This is a genomic window from Blastococcus sp. KM273129 (assembly GCF_021698995.1).
GTDB lineage: Bacteria > Actinomycetota > Actinomycetes > Mycobacteriales > Geodermatophilaceae > Blastococcus.
The window spans coordinates 83956-102819 of the sequence record NZ_SSXB01000001.1 but is presented as its reverse complement, the minus strand read 5'-3'; the positions used below and the strand labels follow the sequence as shown (position 1 = coordinate 102819).

Sequence of the window (18864 nt, the reverse complement as noted above, 5' to 3'; positions counted from 1 at the left end):
GACTCCATGGCTGCTGTCTGCGGCCGAGCGCGGCAACGGCGCCTCTGGGATGAGCGCGTGGAATGAGGGGAATGACGTGCAGGCGCTGGTGCACGGGCGCGCCTACTTGCCCGCACTTGCCCATGCGGTGGCGCACACGCGCAGCGGGGACGTCGTTCTCCTGGCCGGGTGGCGGGCCGACCCTGATCAACTGCTCGATGACGGCGGCCCCTCGGTCGCCGGGATGCTCGTCTCCGCGGCACAGCGGGGCGTCGTGGTCCGGGGCTTGCTCTGGCACTCCCATCTGGCGGCCTGGGGTTACAGCCTCGACGCGCACCGCAAGCTGGCCCGCGCAGTGACCGCTGCGGGCGGGCAGATCCTGCTCGATCAGCGGGTCCGCGCCCTGGGCAGTCACCACCAAAAGTTCGTGGTGGTGACCGGTCCCGCGGAGGTGGCCTTCCTCGGCGGGATTGACGTCGCGCACGCCCGCCGAGACGACGCGTCCCACGCGGGCGACCACCAGACGCGAACCTTCAGCCGGGTCTACGGGCCCACGCCGGCTTGGCATGATGTTCAGTTGGCGCTGCGCGGTCCGGTCGTCCGCGACGTCGAGACCGTGTTCCGGCAGCGGTGGACCGATCCGGCCCGCTTGACCCGGCTGCCCTGGCACACGATCCCCGCTCGGCTGTCCGGGCTGCCGCGAACAGCCGGGCCGCTCCCGCCACCGGCTGCGCCGGCCGCACCCGCTGGCAGCTGCACCGTCCAGCTGCTGCGCAGCTATCCGCGGCGGCATCCCGCCTATCCGTTCGCCCCACACGGGGAACGCAGCGTGGCCCGAGGCTACGCCAAGGCGCTCACCCGGGCGCGGCGACTGGTGTACGTCGAGGACCAGTACCTCTGGTCTCGGGAGGTGGCGCACGTCTTCGCCGCGGCGCTTCGCCGCTCGCCGTCGCTGCAGCTCATCATCGTGGTGCCGCGCTATCCCGACCAAGAAGGACGCTTGGACCTGCCGGCGTACTCCTTCGGGCAGTCCGCCGCGTTGCACAGCGTGCTGGCCGCCGGCGGGCACCGGGTGCAAGTGGTCAACCCGGAGAACGAGGCCGGGCGTCCGATCTATGTGCACGCCAAGGTGTGCATCGTCGACGATGTCTGGGCCGCCGTGGGCAGCGCCAACCTCAACCGGCGATCGTGGACTCACGATTCTGAGTTGACGGCTGCCGTTGTCGACGAACAGCTCGACGACCGCCATCCGTTGGATCCAGCAGGATTGGGCGACGGTGCCCGCCGTTTCGCTCGGGAGCTGCGACTGACTCTGATGCGCGAGCACCTAGCTAGGCCGCGCCGTCGGTGACCACAAGGATCTGCTCGATCCGGACAGCGCGGCCGACGCGGTCCGCGATGCGGCCGCGCAGCTGGATGCCTGGTACGTGGAGGGATACCGCGGATTGCGGCCGCGGGGGCGCCTGCGCAGCCATCCACGGCGCCGCGGCGAACGATGGAGCCGTCGACTGGCCGCTCCGCTCTACGACCTGGCGTACGACCCGGACGGCCGGCCGTGGCGGATGCGCCTGCGCAACCAGTTCTGATCAAGCACGGCCGCGGCCCCCTCCCCCGGCCACCTGCGGTCCACTGTGGCGCGGACCGGGGACGTCCAGCCCTACTGGTGTCCTGGCTTCCTACCGCGGCTACCAGCCTTCGCCCCGAAACGCTCCCCATCAGACCCTCGGGTTGACTCACTCCAGCGGGCGTTGGGTTCGCGCCCTCGGCGTGCGGGGTGCGGCAGTCGCCCTCAGCGGGAATCAGTACGAGTGGAAGCCACGGTCGGCGGTCCCCTTCTCCGGTTCGCACATCAGCGCCCGAGAGAAGACATGGTCAGCGAACGGCTCACTGGGGAGCGGTGCCCCCGCTACCACCTCAGCGCGGCTGTCAGGTGGCTCGACGGGTGCTCGTCCAGTTCCACTACACAGATGGCTGCGCCCCGACAGAGCGGGACATGCAGCGGCTTCGACGACCCGCCAGCAGTTCCCCGTCGCTGGCCCGCTGGGCGGGCTCGACATGGCGGTGACGCTGAGCCGGTACGGCTCGGCCCGCCCCGGTCGGGTCGCCCGCCTGTTGCCGGACCTACAGGTAACGGGCTCTCCGTAGATGTCGCCATGCGCGTCGCCCAGGCGCTCGACGGCGACGTCGGCTCCTGGGGCGATGACCCGGGCCTGCTCGGCGCGACTGGCCCAGGCCGCCGCCGCGCCGCCCGTCTACGGGTCGGGTTGAGCATCCACGGCGCGCCCGCGCTGCGGACACACCTGGCAGCCAGCAGTAATGTCCCGCGTCGCCGAGCGGCGATCTCTCCGCGTTGCGGTGGAGCGTGCCTTCGGGGCACGGCTGCACTGGCGGGCTGAGGGTCCTGATCCCTTGCGGGCATGGGTCACCCGTATCCGCAGTTCGGCTGCCGTTCGTCACTGGAGACCGGCAGGGCTGCTCGTCGAGGACTGTCGGCTGAGGTAGAGGAGCCCGAACTTGCCGATCTGCACCACGTCCCCGGAACTCAACGTCGCCTCGGCCACGGGCTCGCGGTTGACGTAGGTGCCATTCAGGCTGCCGACGTCGTGGACCACGAAGCCGCCATCCCTACGATGGAACTCCGCATGCCGGCGGCTGACTGTCACGTCGTCGAGGACGATGTCGTTCTCCGTATGACGCCCGACGGTGAGCATAGGTCGGTCGAGCACGAACCGGCTGCCTGCGGTCGGCCCGCGCGTGACGATCAGAAGCGCCGCCCCGGCCGGCAGCTCCTCGATCATGTCGGCATGGGCATGCTCCGCCGACGGCGTGAATACGTGTGCCGGTGGACCAGGCTGTTCTCGGATGGCCGACATCTCTTCGACGGCCGACATCGCGTTCGTGGGAAGGCGGGACGGCTCAGGGGGTAGCGCGGCTCCACATCCGACGCAGAAGCGGCTGCCTGCAGGGTTGCAGTGACCACATCGAGAGCAACACATCAGCACCTCCGCGACAGACAGGGGCCGGACGGTCGACAGCCGCTGGTGCGGTGCCTACGTCCGGCCCGCAACTGGCACAGCCTCATCGGCTGGGGGTGCCCACCTCCGACAGTGCCTGCTCCAGCCAGCTCTGCAGGGCCGGTGCGGGTGCCGCGCCGGCCTGGCGGCTGATGACTCGCCCGTGGTCGAGGACCATCAGCGTGGGCACGGCCTGCACCGTGAACCGTTGCGCGATCTGCGGCGCGGCGTCGATGTTGACCTTGACCAGTTTGATCCGGCCGGCGAAGGTGCGGGCCAGTTCCTCCAGGGCGGGGCTGACCATGCGGCAGGGGCCGCACCAGGGGGCCCACAGGTCGAGCAGGACCGGCAGCGGGGCCTGCTCGGCGACGGCGGCGAAGTCGGCGTCACCGGCGTCGGCGATCCAGGGAAGCGGGGTGTGGCACTGCCCGCAGCGGGGGGTGCCCGCCGCGTCGGCGGGCACCCGGTTGCGGCGGCCGCAGGACGGGCAGGCCACGACGGTGGGTGACGTCATCGCTGTCCTCCTCAGGCGACGGCCTGCTCGCTGCCGGCGGGGTTTTCGTTCTCCCACCGGATGACGAGTTGGCCGTCGGTGGCGTCGACGCGGATGGTGGCCCCGTCGAGGATGTCCCCGGTCAGCAGGGCACGGCCGATGCGGGTCTCGACCTCGCGGGCGATGAACCGGCGCAGCGGCCGGGCGCCGTAGACGGGGTCGAAGCCCTGCGCAGCGATGAACCGGCGGGCGTCCTCGGTCAGCTCCAGGCGCATCTGCCGCTCGGCCAGCCGGGTGCGCAGGTCGCCGACCATGAGCTCGACGATGGTCTCGATCTCGGCCAGGGTCAGCGGCTTGAACAGCACGATGTCATCGACGCGGTTGAGGAACTCCGGCCGGAAGTGGCCGCGCAGCTCGGCCATCACCGCCTCGCGCGCCTCGGGCTTGATCTCGCCGCTGTCGGTGACCCCGTCGAGCAGGTACTGCGACCCGATGTTCGACGTCATGATCACGACGGTGTTGCGGAAGTCGACCGTGCGGCCCTGCGCGTCGGTGAGCCGGCCGTCGTCGAGCACCTGCAGCAGCGTGTTGAACACGTCGGCGTGGGCCTTCTCGATCTCGTCGAACAAGACGACCGAGTAGGGCTTGCGCCGCACGGCCTCGGTGAGCTGCCCGCCCTCTTCGTAGCCGACGTAGCCCGGTGGGGCGCCGACCAGCCGGGAAACGGTGTGGCGCTCCTGGTACTCGCTCATGTCCAGCCGCACCACGTTGTCCGGGGTGTCGAACAGCGCCGCGGCCAGCGTGCGCGCCAGCTCAGTCTTCCCGACGCCGGTGGGACCGAGGAAGATGAACGAGCCGATCGGCCGGCGCGGGTCCTTGATGCCCGACCGCGCACGAATGATGGCGTCGGCGACCAGCTGCACGGCCTCGTCCTGGCCCACGACGCGCTCGTGCAGGATCTCGTCCAGGCGCAGCAGCTTGTCCCGCTCCCCCTCGGTCAGCCGGGACACCGGGATGCCGGTCCACCGGGAGACGATGTTGGCGATCTCGGCCTCGGTCACCACCTCGCGCAGCAGCCGCCGTCCGCCCTGCTTGGCCGCGAGCTGCTCCTCCTCGGCGGCCAGCCGCCGTTCCAGCTCCGGCAGCCGCCCGTGGCGCAGCTCGGCGGCGCGGTTCAGGTCGTAGGACCGTTCGGCGGCCTCGGCGTCCAGCCGCACCTGCTCCAGCTCCTCGCGCAGCGCCTGCACCTTGCGCAGGGCCGAGCGTTCGGCCTCCCACTGGGCGTGCATGGCGTCGGCCTCGGCGCGCAGGTCGGCCAACTCCCGCCGCAGTTCCGTCAACCGCTTGCCGCTGGCCGGGTCGCTCTCCTTGGCCAGCGCGGCCTCCTCGATCTCCAGCCGCCGCACCCGCCGGGTCAGTTCGTCGAGCTCGGCGGGCATGGAGTCGATCTCGGTGCGCAGCATCGCGCAGGCCTCGTCGACCAGGTCGATGGCCTTGTCCGGCAGGAACCGGTCGGAGATGTAGCGGTGCGACAGGGTGACCGCGGCGACCAGCGCGGAATCCTGGATCTTCACGCCATGGAAGATCTCCAGCCGCTCGCGCAGGCCGCGCAGAATGGACACGGCGTCCTCCACGGTCGGCTCGTCGACGATCACCGGCTGGAACCGGCGCTCCAGGGCGGCGTCCTTCTCCACGTGCTTGCGGTACTCATCGAGCGTGGTGGCGCCGATCATGTGCAGCTCGCCGCGGGCCAGCATCGGCTTGAGCATGTTGCCGGCGTCCATCGCGCCCTCGGCCGCGCCAGCGCCGACGACGGTGTGCATCTCGTCGACGAACAGGATGATCCGCCCCTCGGCGGCGCGGACCTCGTTGAGCACCGCCTTGAGCCGCTCCTCGAACTCGCCGCGGTACTTCGCCCCGGCCACCAGCGAGCCCATGTCCAGGGCGAAGATGGTCTTGTCCCGCAGGCCCTCGGGCACGTCGCCGCGGGTGATCCGCTGGGCCAGCCCTTCCACGATGGCGGTCTTGCCGACGCCGGGGTCGCCGATGAGCACCGGGTTGTTCTTGGTCTTGCGGGACAGGATCTGCACCACCCGACGGATTTCGGTGTCGCGGCCGATGACCGGGTCCATCTTTCCGGCGGCGGCCTCGGCGACCAGGTCACGGCCGTACTTCGCCAGGGCCTCGTAGGCGACCTCGGGCATGGCGGAGGTGACCCGCTGGTTGCCGCGGATGTCGGTCAGCGCGGTCAGGAACTTGTCCCGGGTCAGGCCGGCCGAGCGCAGCAGCCGTCCGGCGGCGGTGCCGCTGCCCTCCTCCAGCAGCGCGATCACCAGGTGCTCGACGGAGACGTACTCGTCCTTGAGCCGGTGCGCCTCCCGCTCGGCGGTGTCGAACAGCCGCGACAGCCGCTGGGTCACATACACCTGGCCGGGCGCGGCACCCGGTCCGGTCACCCGCGGCCGGCGGCCGAGCTCGGCCTCCACGTCGGCGCGCAGCGCGTCGGGGTCGGCGCCGGCCTGGGACAGCAGCCGACCGGTCAGGCCCTCGGGCTGGTCGAGCAGGGCCAGCAGCAGGTGCTCCCCGTCGACCTCGGTGTGGCCGAACCGCAGCGCCTTGGTCTGCGCGTCGTGGAGGGCCTCCTGAGACTTCTGGGTCAGTCGGTTGAGGTCCACGTCAGCCTCCGATGAACTTCCGTGTCGTGGTCTGATCTGTTGTGCTGTGCGTAGTTGTCCTGCCGGCCGCCGGGCCGGCGCGCCGCAGCGCGGTCTGCAGCTCCTCGATGCGGTCGAGCAGATCGAGGACCAGGCCGACAGCGGCGTAGTTCAGCGAAAACCCGGCCCGTAGCCGCTGGATTCGCGCGACCGTCGCCAGCTCCGTCGGCGCCAGCCACAGCCGGCCGCCCGCGTCGCGCTCGGCCTCCAGGAGTCCGAGCGCGACCAGCCGGCGCACCAGGTCCGGGTGCAGCCGCGCCCGGGTCGCGAACGAGTCGAGCTCCAGCAGCGGCGCCCGGCTCCGGCGCACGAGGGCGTACCTCATCTCGACCTCCTGGCCTGCCTGCGCGCGTCGAACGTCGAGGCCGCGGCCAGCTCGGCAAACAGGCTGCGCTCCTTCTCGCTCAGCCGGTGCGGCACGACGATCCGCGCCTCGGCGTAGAGGTCACCCGCTTCCCCACGCGGGTTGGGCAGCCCCCGGTGCCGCAGCCGCAGCCGCCGCCCGCTGGAGGTGCCGGCCGGCACCTTGACCTTCGCCTCCCCGCCGGGGGTGTCGACCGCAACCGACGTGCCCAGCGCCGCCTCCCACGGCGCCAGCGGCAGGTCGACGTAGAGGTCGCGGCCCTCCACCCGGTAGCGGGGGTGGGGCGCCAGCCGGACGACCAGGTACAGGTCGCCAGCCGGTGCGCCGCCACTGCCGGCTCCGCCCTGCCCGGCCAGCCGGATCCGCTGGCCGTCGGTCACCCCGGCGGGGATGTTGACCTCCAGGGTCCGCGGCCCGTCCGGGCCGGAGAGCGTGAGCGACCGGCGGCCGCCGCGGACGGCGTCCTCGACGGTCAGCTGCACCTCGGCTTCCTGGTCGGCGCCGGCGACGCGGCCCCAGTCGCGCCGGGCGCGACCGGCGCTGCGGGCGCCGGCCGCCCGGCCACCGAACATGCCGCCGAGCAGGTCATCGAGGTCGATGCCCTCCCCGAAGCCGGTGTCGAACCCGCCGGAGCCGAAGCCGGTGCCGCCGACGAAGACCTGCTCGCCGTCGGCGCCGCCGGGCCAGCCCGATGACCAGCCCGGCCCGGGCCGGGCACCGGCGCCGGCGGTCGCGCCGGCGCGGGCCCGCCGCCAGGTCTCGGCATCCATGCCCTCGGGCACCTGACGGAAGTCCGGACCGAAGGCGTCATAGCGCCGCCGTGTCTCCGGATCGGAGAGGACGTCGTAGGCCTCGGAGACCTCCTTGAACTTCTCCTCCGCGCCGGGGTCCTTGTTGACGTCGGGGTGGTACTGACGGGCCAGCTTGCGGTAGGCCCGCTGGATCTCCTCGGCGCTGGCGCCGCGCGCCACGCCCAGGGCTGCGTAGTAGTCCCGGTCGGCCATCACCGCGCTCCCGCATCCGGCCGCACGTCATTAGCCTCGTCGGGGTTCTCGGGCCGGGCGGCGACGACCACGGCCGCCGGACGCAGCTGCTGCTCGCCCTCCCCGTAGCCGGGACGCACCACCTCCAGCACCGTGCCGGCCGGCGCCGCGTGGGTCGGAGTGGCGGCCACCGCCTCGTGCCGGGCCGGATCGAACGTCGCGCCCACGTCCTCGCGCCGCGGATAGCCCAGCCCGGCCAGCACGGCCAGCGCCTGGTCGCGGACACCGCGCACCCCGTCGATGATCGACGCCGGGCTGGCGGTGGCGTGCGCCAGGGCCAGCTCCAGATGATCGACCACCGGCAGCCACGCGGCAGCGACCTGCGCCCGCTCCCGGGCGCGCTGGGCCGCGGCGTCACGCTCGTAGCGCTTGCGCAGGTTGTCCAGGTCGGCCACCGCCCGCCGCCACCGGTCCTGCAGCTCGGCCACCTGCCGCTCCAGGTCGGCGATCTGCTCCTGCACCTCCGTCACCGGCAGGTGCGCGTCGCCGTCCTGCGGCCCCGCGCCGCCGGCGGCGCCGGTGGCGCGGGGCCCGGAGGTGGACGGGTCGGGCCGGGCCGGGCGAATGTCCTGGTCGGCCATCGTGCTCACCTCACTCGTTGACGACCTCAGCATCGATCACGTCGTCGTCATCGGACCCGGCCGAGGACGACGGTCCGCCACCGGAGGCAGGGCCGGTTCCACCAGACGAGCCGGCGGCCATGCCGTGGAAGATCTGCTGCAGCTCACCGGTCAGCGACCGCAGCCGGTCGATCGGCGCGGTGTCGTCCTTGACCGCCTGCCGGGCGTCGGCGACCAGCATCTCCGCGCGGGCCTTCTCGTGCACCGGCACCGCGTCGCCGAGCTCGCCCAGCCGCCGCTCCACCTGGTAGGCCGCCGAGTCCAGGGTGTTGCGGGCCTCGACCAGCTCGCGCAGCCGGGCGTCCTCAGCGGAGTGCTGCTGGGCGTCGGCCACCATCCGCTCCACCTCGGCCTTGTCCAGGTTGGAGGACTCGCTGATGGTGATCTGCTGCTGCTTGCCGGTGTCCTTGTCCTTCGCGGTGACGTTCAGGATGCCGTTGGCGTCGATGTCGAAGGTGACCTCGACCTGCGGCACCCCGCGCGGCGCCGGACGGATGTCCTCCAGCCGGAACCGGCCCAGTACCCGGTTGTCGCTGGCCCGCTCGCGCTCGCCCTGCAGCACCACGATGTCGACGGCGGGCTGATTGTCCTCGGCGGTGGAGAAGACCTCCGAGCGGCGGGCCGGGATGGTGGTGTTGCGCTCGATGACCTTGGTCATCACCCCGCCCATCGTCTCCACACCGAGAGACAGCGGGGTGACGTCGAGCAGCAGGACGTCCTTGACCTCGCCCTTGATGACCGCGGCCTGCAGCGCTGCGCCCAGCGCGACGACCTCGTCGGGGTTGACCGACATGTTCGGGTCCTTGCCGCCGGTCAGCCGGCGCACCAGTTGCTGTACCGCCGGGATCCGGGTGGAGCCGCCGACCAGGATGACCTCGTCGATGTCGTTGGCGGTCACCTTGGCGTCGGCCATCGCCTGCTGCACCGGGCCCATGCACCGCTCCACCAGGTCTGCGGTGATCTTCTCGAACGTCGACCGCATCAGCGTGGTGTTCAGGTGCTTGGGGCCGTTGGCGTCGGCGGTGATGAACGGCAGGTTCACCGTGGTCTGGGTGACCGTCGACAGCTCGACCTTGGCCTTCTCCGCGGCCTCGAACAGCCGCTGCAGCGCCTGCGGGTCCTTGCGCAGGTCGATGCCCTCGGCCCGCTGGAACTCCTCGGCCAGGTGGTCGACGATCCGCCGGTCGAAGTCGTCACCACCCAGGTGCCCATCACCGGCGGTCGCCCGCACCTCCACGACACCGTCGCCGACGTCGAGCAGGCTGACGTCGAAGGTGCCACCGCCGAGGTCGAACACCATCACCGTCTCGTTGGTCTTCTTGTCCAGGCCGTAGGCCAGCGCCGCCGCAGTGGGCTCGTTGACGATCCGCAGCACGTTCAGCCCGGCGATCCGCCCGGCGTCACGGGTGGCCTGCCGCTGCGCGTCGTTGAAGTACGCCGGCACGGTGATCACCGCCTCGGTGATCTTCTCGCCCAAGTACTTGGACGCGTCCTCGACCAGCTTGCGCAGCACCTGGGCCGAGATCTCCTCCGGGGCGTACTGCTTGCCGCGGACGTCGAACCGCACCGCGCCCTCGGGCCCGGGGACGACGTCGAACGTGACCGCGTCCTTCTCGCTGGCCACCTCCTCATACCGGCGGCCGATGAACCGCTTGGCAGAGGAGATCGTGCCCTTGGAGTTCAGAATCGCCTGCCGCCGGGCGAGCTGGCCGACCAGCCGCTCCCCGGACTCGGTGAACGCCACCACCGACGGGGTCGTGCGCGACCCCTCGGCGTTGGCGATGACGGTGGGCTTGCCGGCCTCGGTCACCGCGATGACCGAGTTGGTGGTGCCCAGGTCGATACCGACCGCCTTTGCCATCTCAACCTCCTGTCGTGCTCGCTAGGAAGCCAAGTGAGTGAGTTCGTAGGGATGTTCGTAGGGATGTGGAAGGCGTGCACCGCTGATGCGGGTGCGAGATCAGGGCTCGGCAGTGGGCACGCCGGGAACCGTCTCGCCGAACACGAGCTGCTCACCGGACAGCAGCGGCGCCTGACGGCGGGCCGCCTGCCGGTCGGCGTCCAGCCGCTGGCGAGGACGGTCGGGGTCCGTCTGCCCGTGGGCGAGGTCGGCGATCGGCACCGGGCGCACTGCCACGAGCTCGAAGTGGATCCAGGTCGCGCCACAACGAGGACAGCTCAGTGAGCCGGGCGCGGTCGGGGACGTCACCGGGATGCCGTTGAGGGAGTGGTACTCCCAGGTCAGTCCATGCCCGTCCTCGACGTGCTGCACGTCGTAGTCGGCGCTCCAGGTGTGCCCGCAGCCGGCGCAGGTGAAGCGGTAGCGCTCCACCGCCAGTTCCTTGAGCACCTCATGTCACCTCCGCTCGCCGTCGCGGTGCTGCTCTCGTGGATGAGCGGCGGGGAGGAGGGTGCACGCTGGTTCTGCCCCGCCGCTGCCTTGCTTGGGATGTCGGGGGGGTGGGCGGTGCGCCCGCCGCGGGCTCACGCACCGCCCACCGCGCCGCTCAGCTCTTCTGGCGGCTCTTGCTGCCGGCCTCGGCGCCGGCACCAGACTGGCCGCCGGACTGCTCGTTGCCGCTCTGACCGTTACCGGCCGACAGCTGCTGCTGTCCCCCGCCGGTCTGCACCTCGATGCGGCGCGGCTGAGCCGACTCCGCCACCGGGATGGTCAGCACCAGCACGCCGTTGTTGTAGGTGGCCGTCACCTTGCCGGTGTCCAGCGCGTCACTGACCTGCAGCTGGCGGGTGAAGCTGCCCTGCGGGCGCTCGGCGAGCAGGACGTTGTGGCCCTCCTCGTACTCCGCGCGGCGCTCGGCGCGGACGGTGAGCATGTTGCGCTCCGAGGTGATCTCCACGCTGCCCGGATCGACACCCGGCAGGTCGAGCGCGACGTGGTAGCCGTCGTCGGCCTGCCAGACGTCCATCGGCATGCCCATCGGCGTCCGCCGGCCCGACACCAGCTGGCTGGTCAGCCGGTCAAGACCCCGGAAGGGGTCACCGAAGGGGTCGAAACGCGTGACGCTCATGATCGCTCTCCTTCCTGACGGTTGTGGGTGGTGTGTGGTGAGTTCGTGCCCACGCCCCGCGCGGGCACGAAGCCTGTGACGCGCTCGGGAGGCTGCATGTCGCCGAGCAGTGGACGGGACCGCTGCGTCCCGGCGAAGGCCGTCGCGGACATCGATGCGTTCACCTCCGCGGTGACGGGTCAGCGTGCAGGCACCATCCGGCGACCAGCAGCACAGCCGCGGAGATCAAGGCGTAGACGCCCAGCTCCGTGGCCTGTGCGGCGGCTGAGGCCTCCGGTCGCAGCAACACCACGATGCCGACGACGATCGAGGTGATGCCGGCGACCGCGAGCAGCCACTCCCCGGTGCGTGCCCGACGCTTCCTCCGTGCGGGCGGCTCTTCCAACAGATGGGCGAGGGCTGCGGTCATCTCCAGCAGGCCGACGGCGATGGCCCATGCGCCGATCACCATGGCCAACGTGAGTTCGGTGATCTGTGGCCACAGTAGGCTCGTGAGTCCGGCCAGCGCACTGACGAGCCCGGCCACGAGGTATGCCCCTCGGGGTTGGTGCGGGTCCGTGGCGTCGGTGACGGCGGTGCCCACCATGCCGGCGGCGGCTAGGACCGCGTACAGCGCGAAGGCGATGGTCAGCCCTTGAACGGTGGGATTCGGCCACAGCAGCGTCGGCAGTGCGAACAGCAGCGCCAGGCCGCCCCGCGCCAGCACCGTGGCGGCGTGATGGTCGAGCCGGGCGGAGCGCTGGTGCTGTTGGCTGTGCCGACCGGTGGCTGCGCCGACATCGACGGACCGCGGACGCGCCCACAGCCCGGTGTTGCTCCGAGATGGCAGTACGAGTCGCCCTGCCACCGCGACCTCCTCGTGACTCCTCTCAAACCCTGTCGTGGTGCTCACGCACTACCCAGAACCTGCAGTGGCTAACGTAGATTCCCTCTAACAGCCAAGAAAGTTTTGAGTGGTCGGTGGTGCGCCGCGCGGTCGGCGGCAGCGCCGCGCCTGCAGGCGGTTGTCTGCATGCGGGGCCCGGCGTCGCTGAACGCGTCTGGAGTCGTCGTGGCGAAACGTCGCGCTGCGAGCAGCCCGCGGTGCGCCGATACCTGCGCTCGCCCCGCTGAGGTTGAGGCTGCGGCTACTGGCTTCGAGGCTGCGGCGGAGGAGGGCGCACCGGGCGGCCGGACGACCCCTCGGCGGAGCGGTAGTCGATCCGCGCCCAGGCCACCCTGTACTTGCCGGCGACCGTCCACCCGTGGGCGTCGCTGACGCGACCCACCAGGTACAGCCCGAGACCGCCGCGGCGGCGTCGCGACCGACCGCCGGCACCGGCGGGACTCGACTGCCGCGTCGCTCACCGTCAGCAGCCAACCGGCGGCGGAGTCGATTAGTTCGATGGCGACGGCAGGGCGGCCGTGCCGCAGTGCGTTGGAGCCGAGCTCCTCGAAGACGAGCAGTAGCCGCTCCACCGCACCCTCATCAGCAGCGGACGGTCGTGCCGCCGTGTGCAACACCGCCGCCAGATGCTGACGGAACCTGGTCAGCTGCTGCAGGGTCTCTGCCCGCCAGCGCCCCAACGTGGTCGCATCTTCGCCCGGGGCGGGAGGCGGTTGGCGAGGCCACAGCGATTCAGTCATGTCCAAGAGCTCCGGACCTGCCGCAGGAGTCGCACGAGCACTGCCGGCCCTCGCTCACCGAGGCCGCCATTCCTTGGCCGAGGGGCGGCGCGGCCGGTCGACGGGCCGCAGCTGGCGGCAGTCGGTGACAGTTGCCGAGGCGTGTGGCCGGGCCGGGGTTCAGGCCTCGGCAACCAAAATGTCGCGTTCACCGTGGCCGGCGCTGAGCCGCGCCAGGTCGCGACGTTCCTCCTCGTAGCGGGCGGTCGAGGCCGCGCCGAGCACGATGACAAGCGCGTTGAGCGCGAGGAAGCCCAACACCGTGCCGATCAACCAGACCAGCATGCCTTCTCCCTGATCCGCCTGACACCGACGCCTGCGGTGCAGCGCAGGCGTCACACTTCTGTTCCGCGACATTGGCGGCTAAACACAGCCGGTGCCTGGCGGCCCCGCGACGTTTAGCACCAGACGAGCGGCGGGTTTGCCGCTGGTCGCCGGCGTTCATGATCGTGCTATGCCTGCTGACGCCACGATGGATGCCTCTGAGCCGATTGGGTTCCGCAGCGGGGTGGTGAGGCAGCCGACGGCAGAGAGCATGGGCGAGGCGCTGCTGGGCTCGTTGCTGGACCGGGCGCACTTGATTCCGCCGCGGCTGGTGGGCCCGCTGGTGGCGCAGGAGATCGAGGCGATCGGCGGCAGCGACGTCGCCATTCACCTGCAGGACTACGACCAGGTGCACCTGCAGCCGCTGCAGGGCGAGGGCTTGGTCGGAGGTCGGGTCCTGATCGACAGCAGTCTGGCCGGGCGCGCCTTCACCACCGACACCCCGGTGGAGGAGGACCTCGCCGGTGGTGCGGTGCGGATGTATCTGCCGATGCTGGACGGCTCCGACCGGATCGGCGTCCTGTCCTTGCGGCTACCGGCCGTCAATGACGCCGACCGGCGGCTGGCGAGACGGCTGGCCGGCCTGGTGGCCGACTTGATCGTGACCAAGTCCGGGTACACCGACACCTTCGCTCGGTTCCGCACCGCGCAGCCGATGAGCCTGGCTGCTCACCTGCTGCGGCGGGCGTTGCCGCCGTTGACCATGACCAACCCGGACGTGGAGCTCGCCGGCATCCTGGAACCGGCCTACCAGGTGGGTGGCGACAGCTTCGACTACGCGATGAACGAGCATGTCCTGCACTTCGGGATGTTCGACGCGATGGGTCACGGCCTGGAGGCGGCCACGATGGCCACAGTGGTCATCGCCGCGTACCGCCATGGGCGCCTGAGCGGCGCGGGACTGCCGGAGCTGTACGCGTCCATGGACCGGATCGTCGCCGAGACCTTTCCCGGCCGATTCACCACCGCCCAGATCGGCGAGCTGGACATCGAACGGGGCGAGCTGACCTGGATCAACGCGGGGCATCCCGCGCCGCTGTGGGTGCGCAACGGGCGGGTGATCGGCGAGCTGACCGGCACCACCACCCGCCCGATCGGCTTCGGTGGCGCGCGCGCCCAAGTGATGGCGGCGCACTTGCAGCCCGGTGACCGGGTGCTGGTGTTCACCGACGGCGTTGTGGAGGAACGCCTGGAGGGCGGCGAGCAGTTCGGCGAAGCCCGCCTGCGCCACATCCTGGAGCGCACCAGCGGCGACCGGCTTCCGGTCGCCGAGAGCGTCCGTCGCCTCTCCCACGCGCTCATGGCCGCCCGCTACGGCCGGACCAGCGACGACGCCAGCCTGCTGCTCATCGAGTACAAGGGGCCGCCGCGGGATGACGAACTGGCCGTCAATCTCGTCGAGACGCTGCGGGCGGGCTGGCGCGGTTCCGTCCCCGGGGACGGAACCGGCGAGGGGCGGTGACCACCGAGGCGCGACTAGTGCCCGTCCTGACGATCTTGTCTGTGGTGGGCAGCGCGCATCGGCTCATGTCGCTTTCTCGATGGTCCGCTCGGCTGGGATACCGCTCTTGGTAGTGCCCGCGGCTTTATGGTGCGCTCATCGCAGCCCCTCGTGGTGCCATGGCGCGGCGACGGGTTAGGCCCCGCGCGTCTAAGCGTTCGGCGCGTGGGGCCGCCTTGCGTCGGCCCTCTGGGAGAGGGGTGTCGGCCGTGCCAGGGTGGTGACATGGGTACGGCAACACCCGAGCCATCCGGGAGTCGAGGGCGACCCTCGGGTTCTGCGGGCGGCGATGCGGTTCGCGATGACTTGTCGCAGCGGCTGGCCGATCTGGCGCGGGAGATGCAGTCGCAGGCGGATGCCCCGGCGGTGCTGGATCTCATTGTCGCCTCGGTCGCGGGCACCGTTCCAGGCGCCGAGGAGGCGACGATCAGCCTGGTGCAGGCGCGCCGCCGCGTGGTCTCGGCGGTGGCCACCGGCAATCTGGCAAGGCTCTTTGACGACCTGCAACAGCAGACCCGTCAAGGTCCATGCATGGATGCCATGTACGAGCACGAGACTGTGCGGGTCGACGACCTGGCTACAGACCAGCGCTGGCCTGATCTGGGTCGCCGAGCCGCTGAACTGGGCTTGCGGAGCATGCTGTGCTTCCAGTTGTTCGTGCATGGAGATGACCTGGGCGCGCTCAACGTCCTGTCCCGCCATCCGCGGGCGTTCACCGACGAGTCCGAGCGCATCGGGCTGCTGTACGCCAGCCACACCGCCGTCGCGCTCGCTCAGGCGCAGAAGATCAACAGTCTGGAACTGGGAATGGCCAGCCGGGATGTGATCGGTCAGGCCAAGGGCGTGCTCATGGAGCGGTACAAGATCACCGAAGATCAGGCGTTCGCCGTGCTCGCGAAGGCCAGCCAGGACACCAACCGCAAACTGATCGAGGTTGCCGCGAACCTCACGCAGACCGGCGTCCTCACCTCCGAGGGTCGACACTGATCAACTTCCCGAACCTCGACCGCTCAACTTCCCGAACCTCGACCGCGCCATCGACATGATCGGCCCGGACCGGCCCTCGCGAGCACGGACCTCGCCGCGTCTGACGGCCTGCTGGTCGGTCTGTCGATCGGCCTTGCAGTCGGGCGTTGAGGGCCGCTGCGATCCGCTGCCGGAGTTCGACGGAGCCCGATGCCGGGCGTAGCGTCGTCTCCGGCGCGGATGAGGGGAGGTTCCGCGTCCTGCTTCGGGTGGCGACTGAGCCGTAGACGCGCCTTGCCGAACCGGCCTCGGGGCATCAGTAGCCGCTGCTCGAAAGGAACGGGTATGACGCGGCTGGAGTGGGTGTTGCGCGCGGTGCCGCCTCACGGGCCGCAGGCGCACCTCCTTGGTCATTGGAATCCGACCCGGCCGGCGGACATCACCGCCGGTAGGCGTGGGCTCAGTGCCGCCGTCCACGACGGGGCGCGCCCCCCGGCGGCCACCGAGGACGCCGTCGAGCGGCTGCTGCTGGCGTTCGAGGAACTGGTCAGCAACGCCGTGCGCCACGGCCAGTCACCCGTGCGGGCCCGCGTGACGGCCACCGGGCACTCCTGGTTGCTCGAAGTCACCGACCAGGCCGGGAGCAGGCCTCCGACGACGGACGATGAGCGCGACCCGGCACTCGGGGGCCTTGGTCTCGACCTAGTCGCCAGCCTCAGCGGCGCCCACGGCTGGGAGCCGCTCGATGACGGCGGGAAAGTGGTCTGGGCGCGCCTGGACTACACCCGCACGCAAGCGCCCAGCCGTCGATGACGGTCCTGACCAGAGGCAGACCCATACACCTCCGGGCGACTCGGTCGCCTCTACACCCCGTGGGTCGCTGCCCGAGGGGAGCGACGGCCGACGCTGACCAATGGCGCCGCGCGAGGTTGTCCCTCGTCTAACTCCTTCACCGGCGGCGATGGCGGCGCTGACGGGTTTCGGTTGGTGCTGATTTGGGCTACACCTCTGTGGCCTTGCCCGGTGTGCGGCAGAGAGCATCCGTTTCGGGGTTCGCGGTACGCCACCGGGCGAGGCCCGGCCTTCTGCTGCCGCGGAAGCCTCCTCCGGCGCGGACTCGGCGCGGGTCGGCGGCGCGCATGATCCGCAGGACAGGCCCTGGGGCTAGGCCAGATCGGGCAACGGGGGTAAACGACGCGCTCCCCCCGCGGGGTCGGCCGACAGAACGAGGATGGCGAGGTCGTCGATCGGGGTGTCGGCGAAGGCGTGCACGGCGGTGTCGATCGCGGTTACCAGGGCTGCGGCTGGCTGGCCGGCCGCGCACCCAACGGTGTCGATCAGGCGCTGCAATCCGAACTGTTCCTGACCGGCGCGGGCCTCGGTGACCCCATCGGTGTAGAGCACCAGTGCATCCCCCGGGTCCAGCGTGACGGTGAGGGCGCTGAAGTGCGGCTCGTCGGTGAGGCCTAGCAGCGGCCCCCGCGGCTGCAGTGGCCGCACCGAACCGTCCGCCCGCACCAGGAGGGGATAGGGATGGCCGGCACGCACGAGGCACACGTCGACCTGCTTGCCGGTTGGCGACAGCAGACCGAAGACCGCGGTGCAAAGACGATGCTCATCGGTGCTGTGCACCAACCTGCGGTTGAGCAGCCGCATCACCCGCACCGGGTCGGCGTCGATCATCGCCGCGGTCTGCAGGGTGTGCCGGATGAGCGCCGTCCAGGTGGCCGCCTGCGGCCCGGATCCGGTGACGTCCCCGATGGCGAACGCCCAGCGAGGACGCTGCGGGCCGGTGTCGGGCAGGGGGAAGACGTCGTAGAGGTCACCTCCGACGTCGTCGGTCTGCGGCCAGTAGTGGGCGGCTAGATCGACTCCGCTGATCACGGGGAGCGCCTGGGGTTGCAGGCTGGCGCGCAGGGTGTCAGCGACCACGGCCACCCGGTGGTGGGCCTGGCCATACTGGATGGCGACGCTGGCCTGGGAGCCGAACGCCTCCACCAGCGCGGTGTCGGCGGCATCGAAGGGCTGCCGGCCGCGCAGCCGCCCCAAGGACAACACGCCGAAGGGTTGGCCGGCGGCCCGTAGCGGGATCGACATCCACGGTCCCAGGGCCACCGCGTCGCCCAGGGGGCCTGCGGTCTCCGCGCCGCTGGCGAGATCGGCCAGCACCGCGGTCTGCCCGCTCGACACCACCCGGCCCTGCACGGTGCCGGCATGGGGAAAGGAGGCGCCGACGAACTCGGTGCCGAGGTCGCCGGCGTGGGCCCGCACGGTCAGCCTGGTGCGGCGCCGGTCGGTCACGGTGACCGAGGTGGCGTCGGCACCGGCAAGGTCCTTGGCGTGCTGAGCAAGCAGGTGCAGCACTGCGTCGACCGGAGCTCCGCGGAGCAGGGCGCTGGACATGCCGTGCAGGGCCTCCACCGCGCGCTGCTGGCGACGCGTGGCTTCCGTGGCCCGGGCATTCATCACCGCCGCCGCGGCGATTCCGGCCAGTGCCTGCGCGTTCTGTTCGTCGGCGACGGTGAACACGGCGTCGCCGCGCTTGTTGGCCAGGTACAGCGAGCCGATCGGCTGCTGGCCGGCCCGGATGGGCACACCGAGGAAGGTGCGCATCGGCGGATGGCCCGCCGGAAGGCCGACGCTGTTGGGGTGGGCCGCCACGTCCACGACGCGGACCGGGTCGGTGGCCGACAGCAGATCGCCCAGCAGGCCCAACCCTTGCGGGGGCCGGCCGATGAGCAGGGTGTCTTCGGCGTCCATCCCCTCGTGGATGAACTCGACGAGGGTGCCGTCCGGGCCGGCGATGCCCAGGGCGGCGAAGCGGGCGTCGACCAACTGACGGCTCGCGTGCACGACGCGCTCCAAGATCTGCCGCGAGGTCAGCCCTGCGTGCAGCGACGCCAGGGTCTCGAACAGCACCGGTGAAGCCGCCCGCGCGAGATTCGCGTCGGCCCGCTGGCTGGGCTTGCGGGGACTCAACGAGGTGAGTCTCAGCAGGCTCGCTTCGAGCTCCGCTGATTCGCTCACCGGCTGCGTCCGGTGCAGGCGGCCTTGGCCCACGGGTCCGTCCGGCCCAACATGTTGCTCGTCCCCCCGTCGCGATTAGATCGGCCACGGTGCGGCTCTGCGGCCGGACAGGAACGTGCAGCGCA

General features: G+C 71.1%; 16 protein-coding genes. 4 read left to right on the top strand and 12 right to left on the bottom strand.

Annotated elements, in window-relative coordinates; translation table 11 throughout:
- Nucleotides 1-76 precede the first annotated feature (76 nt).
- Nucleotides 77-1330, top strand: coding sequence for a phospholipase D family protein (locus tag E9565_RS00495; RefSeq protein ID WP_236833800.1), 1254 nt, complete (start codon nt 77-79; stop codon nt 1328-1330).
- Between the two features lie 1102 nt (nt 1331-2432).
- Here E9565_RS00495 and E9565_RS00490 read toward each other — a convergent pair.
- The 11 genes from E9565_RS00490 to E9565_RS00435 form a co-directional block, all read right to left on the bottom strand.
- Entirely contained in the window at nt 2433-2777 is a 345-nt protein-coding gene (locus tag E9565_RS00490) for an FHA domain-containing protein (protein WP_304505866.1), read from the bottom strand.
- Nucleotides 2778-3057: 280 nt separating this feature from the next.
- Nucleotides 3058-3507 (bottom strand): thioredoxin, encoded by a 450-nt coding sequence (gene trxA / locus E9565_RS00485; protein ID WP_236833799.1) that lies wholly within the window; start codon nt 3505-3507, stop codon nt 3058-3060.
- An 11-nt stretch (nt 3508-3518) separates the two neighbouring features.
- The gene (gene clpB / locus E9565_RS00480; protein WP_236833798.1) at nt 3519-6161 is read right to left on the bottom strand and encodes an ATP-dependent chaperone ClpB; all 2643 of its coding nucleotides are present in this window, start codon (nt 6159-6161) and stop codon (nt 3519-3521) included.
- Nucleotide 6162: 1 nt separating this feature from the next.
- Nucleotides 6163-6525, bottom strand: coding sequence for a chaperone modulator CbpM (locus tag E9565_RS00475; protein WP_236833797.1), 363 nt, complete (start codon nt 6523-6525; stop codon nt 6163-6165).
- Nucleotides 6522-7568: a DnaJ C-terminal domain-containing protein gene (locus E9565_RS22865; protein WP_304505865.1), complete on the bottom strand. Its 1047-nt coding sequence runs from the start codon at nt 7566-7568 to the stop codon at nt 6522-6524. The genes E9565_RS00475 and E9565_RS22865 overlap by 4 nt, the downstream gene beginning before the upstream one ends.
- Nucleotides 7568-8188: a nucleotide exchange factor GrpE gene (locus E9565_RS00460; RefSeq protein WP_236833796.1), complete on the bottom strand. Its 621-nt coding sequence runs from the start codon at nt 8186-8188 to the stop codon at nt 7568-7570. The genes E9565_RS22865 and E9565_RS00460 overlap by 1 nt, the downstream gene beginning before the upstream one ends.
- 10 nt (nt 8189-8198) lie before the next feature.
- A complete protein-coding gene (gene dnaK, locus E9565_RS00455; protein WP_236833794.1) occupies nt 8199-10088 on the bottom strand; it encodes a molecular chaperone DnaK in 1890 nt (629 codons plus the stop codon).
- A gap of 99 nt (nt 10089-10187) precedes the next feature.
- Nucleotides 10188-10577: a hypothetical protein gene (locus E9565_RS00450; protein ID WP_236833792.1), complete on the bottom strand. Its 390-nt coding sequence runs from the start codon at nt 10575-10577 to the stop codon at nt 10188-10190.
- A gap of 157 nt (nt 10578-10734) precedes the next feature.
- On the bottom strand, nt 10735-11256 hold the full coding sequence (locus E9565_RS00445) for an Hsp20/alpha crystallin family protein (RefSeq protein WP_236833790.1): 522 nt from the start codon (nt 11254-11256) through the stop codon (nt 10735-10737).
- 160 nt (nt 11257-11416) lie between these two features.
- A complete protein-coding gene (locus tag E9565_RS00440; RefSeq protein ID WP_236833789.1) occupies nt 11417-12103 on the bottom strand; it encodes an HdeD family acid-resistance protein in 687 nt (228 codons plus the stop codon).
- 938 nt (nt 12104-13041) lie between these two features.
- Nucleotides 13042-13206, bottom strand: a complete 165-nt coding sequence (locus E9565_RS00435; RefSeq protein ID WP_236833787.1) for a hypothetical protein — start codon at nt 13204-13206, stop codon at nt 13042-13044.
- 169 nt (nt 13207-13375) lie between these two features.
- On the opposite strand from E9565_RS00435, the gene E9565_RS00430 reads away from it, so the two are divergent.
- From E9565_RS00430 to E9565_RS00420, 3 genes are all read left to right on the top strand, one after another.
- Nucleotides 13376-14707, top strand: coding sequence for a PP2C family protein-serine/threonine phosphatase (locus E9565_RS00430; RefSeq protein ID WP_236833785.1), 1332 nt, complete (start codon nt 13376-13378; stop codon nt 14705-14707).
- A gap of 345 nt (nt 14708-15052) precedes the next feature.
- A complete protein-coding gene (locus E9565_RS00425; protein WP_236833783.1) occupies nt 15053-15733 on the top strand; it encodes a GAF and ANTAR domain-containing protein in 681 nt (226 codons plus the stop codon).
- Nucleotides 15734-16057: 324 nt separating this feature from the next.
- On the top strand, nt 16058-16525 hold the full coding sequence (locus E9565_RS00420; RefSeq protein ID WP_236833782.1) for an ATP-binding protein: 468 nt from the start codon (nt 16058-16060) through the stop codon (nt 16523-16525).
- 351 nt (nt 16526-16876) lie between these two features.
- Here E9565_RS00420 and E9565_RS00415 read toward each other — a convergent pair whose 3' ends face one another.
- Nucleotides 16877-18739: a GAF domain-containing SpoIIE family protein phosphatase gene (locus E9565_RS00415; RefSeq protein ID WP_236833780.1), complete on the bottom strand. Its 1863-nt coding sequence runs from the start codon at nt 18737-18739 to the stop codon at nt 16877-16879.
- Nucleotides 18740-18864 lie beyond the last annotated feature (125 nt).